Here is a 2,768-nt window from a genome sequence, read left to right as displayed (position 1 = left end):
TGATGATATGGGAATGCCTGTCTATTACTATGATATGGATACAGGTAGTGCAACCCTAATTTCAGATTCCAATACCTTTGCACAAAGAACCCTATACGATAAGGATGTTGTAAGTGGTGAGACTGCTAGCACCATAGGATTCAACAACAAGATATTTCTTAAATATCAACCTAGAATCTTCGCAGAATTGACTGACCAGGACCTCTACACAGAGATTAGAGAGCATAAAGTAGGGGCAACATCAACATATCTTTCAGGTATCCGACTGGACAACAATACAGGGATTCAGCTAGCTGTCTACACCGAGGATGATGATGGTGCAACAATAGGGTTTTCAGGGGCAGCAGACCTGGAGCATACAAGTCCATCTGTGTTCTTCGAGCTTCCCACATACTATGCCTTTCTTGGAACTGTCACTCCTCCTGCACCTTCTGAGTTAATTCGTGCATCTGATCTTAACTCAACCACATTTTCTGTTCCTGCATTCAAAAACTGGAGGCGCTACATCGCCTCTGTTGTAGAAGTTCCATTTAATGTTCTACCCGAGTCTAATTACGCTAACCACTTCTACATTACAGTCCAAAACAATCCCCTATAGACACAGGGCAAAAAGACAAGAGGGGGAGGCTTCTCCCCCTCTTACTTAAATTTTACTTGAATTTTAAGCAATTATGTGTTATTCTTAAATTTAGATGATTAAACATTTAACAACTTTGTGCCTTTTTCTTGTGCCTCTGTGCCTCTGTGCCTCTGTGCCTCTGAGATAAGGAATAACTATTTTATGGCAGGAAGCCTTACTTATGTTACCACCTCTGGCATCCCCGGCTGTAAATGGGTAAAAAGCCCAAAATCCCTCAAGCTTTCCCCAAAAGACTTTAACTTCAAACCAAGGAATTGGGAACCTATTCCAAAGGAAGGTGGCTGTTATGGTGCCCCAGAGCTTGCGGATATAGACAACGATGGAGATTATGACCTTATCCTTGGGTATAGACTTACGAGCATAATTGCCTTCTTTGAAAATGTAGGAAGTAAATATAATGCCATATTCAAGCTGAAAGGCACTACCACCATCCCAAATTCTTTTGGACATATAGCCTTAGGTGATATTGACAGGGATGGAAAGATAGACCTTTTGTCGGCTGATTATTCTGCCGAGAACATAAAGGGCTATAAAATAATAAGCTGGAATATTCTTGAAAGAAACCCAGCCTGGGATATTAAGCCTCCCTTTCCCGGGGTACTTTATGAGCTAACCCAGACACTTGGCGACCTGGATAATGACTCTGACCTTGACCTTGGTATGCTTTATATTCAAATGAGAGGTTGGGGAGATGGAACTTTAACCTTTTTCTTCTATGAAAACACTAATGGTAAAGGCTCCTGGACAAAAAGGAATGATTGGGATGTCTGGATACGACATCCAGATATAGGTATGGGTACTTCATGGAATGTAAGTATGGAGTTGGTTGACCTATATAATGATGGTGCCCCAGACCTTGTTTATACGAATGAGGAATGGGGACTTCTACAGATATACCCGAATACTGGAACACAATCGCCGGTATGGAATAAAGACTATCTTCATTTAAAATTTTCCGCCTATGGGAAGATTCTTGGGATCTGGCCTATCACAGATGATGCTATCGCAGGAACAGGAGGATTTGCTGACCTTGATGGCGATAGTGACCTTGACCTTTTAAGGGGAAGTGCTGACAATTTTTGCCCCAGCTATGAGAATGTGGGAACAAAAGAAAACCCCATATTTACAGAAAGGCAGAAGACATACCTTTGTGGTGGGCATGTAACCGGAAGGATTGCCTTTGCTGACATTGACAATGATTGTGATTATGAGGAGTTTCTTGGAGAGGGAATAGGAAGTTGCATTGGTGGGTGGTACATACATCGTAATAATGGAACACCTGAAGATGCATACTTCCTGGGAGGAGGAGTTATAACAATACCTTATGCATATTTTGATGACAGCAGACCATGCTTTGTTGACTTAGACAATGATGGTGATCTGGACATTTTAATAGGATATTACTCTGCGGGAAATGGTAAGTGTATTGGAGCCTGGAAGAATACAAACAATGCCTTTGAATACTATCCCCCCTGGGATATAACCGCAAGCTTTCTAATTTCTCAGGGACTGGATGACTTAGAAACAATAAACCCCTGGCATACTTTGGTTGACTTAAATAATGACAAAAAATACGACCTTATCATTACAACCGAGCAAGCCCTTTGCTTTTTAGAAAACACAGGAACAAGGGAGAATGCAACCTGGACAAGAAGAAAAGACTGGGAAAAAGGCTTTGAGTGCCTTCATGGGCAAGAGTGCAATCCTGTAAGGCCTCAGGCAATAGACATCGATGGGGATAACCAAGAAGACCTTATCTTCTTTACAGACGATGCTATCTTTGCCTTTAAAAGAACAGGAACCCAAAGTGTTCAATTTGAAAGAAGGCTGGATTGGGAGGATGAACTAAACAGCCTCTTTAACACAGATGGCCCCTTTGGCTTGGTTGACTATGACAACGATGGAGACTATGAGCTTGTGGTTGCTTATAAATATGCAGGCCCTGCCCTCTATCTTAACCAAGCCCCCCATAATCCCCTGGGCACCTATACCTCGGCTATCTTTGATGCAGGTTCCTCAGTTATCTTTGAGAATATCTTCTATAAAGAGAGGAAGCCATTTGAGACAAATATTGCAATGTTTGTCCGATATGGAAATAGCCCAGATACCCTATCTTCCTGGAAAAAGG

The 2,768-nt window shown here is 41.9% G+C and carries 2 protein-coding genes; both read left to right on the top strand.

Going from position 1 to position 2,768, the window contains the following annotated elements; genetic code table 11:
• Positions 1 to 598, top strand: a 598-nt coding sequence (locus tag AB1397_05330; protein ID MEW6482406.1) for a hypothetical protein, incomplete at its 5' end; no start/stop codon positions are given.
• 117 nt (positions 599 to 715) lie between these two features.
• Positions 716 to 2,768: VCBS repeat-containing protein (locus tag AB1397_05325; protein MEW6482405.1), on the top strand; the 2,053-nt coding region annotated here is incomplete at its 3' end.

The sequence above is a fragment of the bacterium genome, from assembly GCA_040756715.1.
GTDB lineage: Bacteria > UBA9089 > UBA9088 > UBA9088 > UBA9088 > JBFLYE01.
This window is presented reverse-complemented; position numbering and strand designations above follow the sequence as displayed.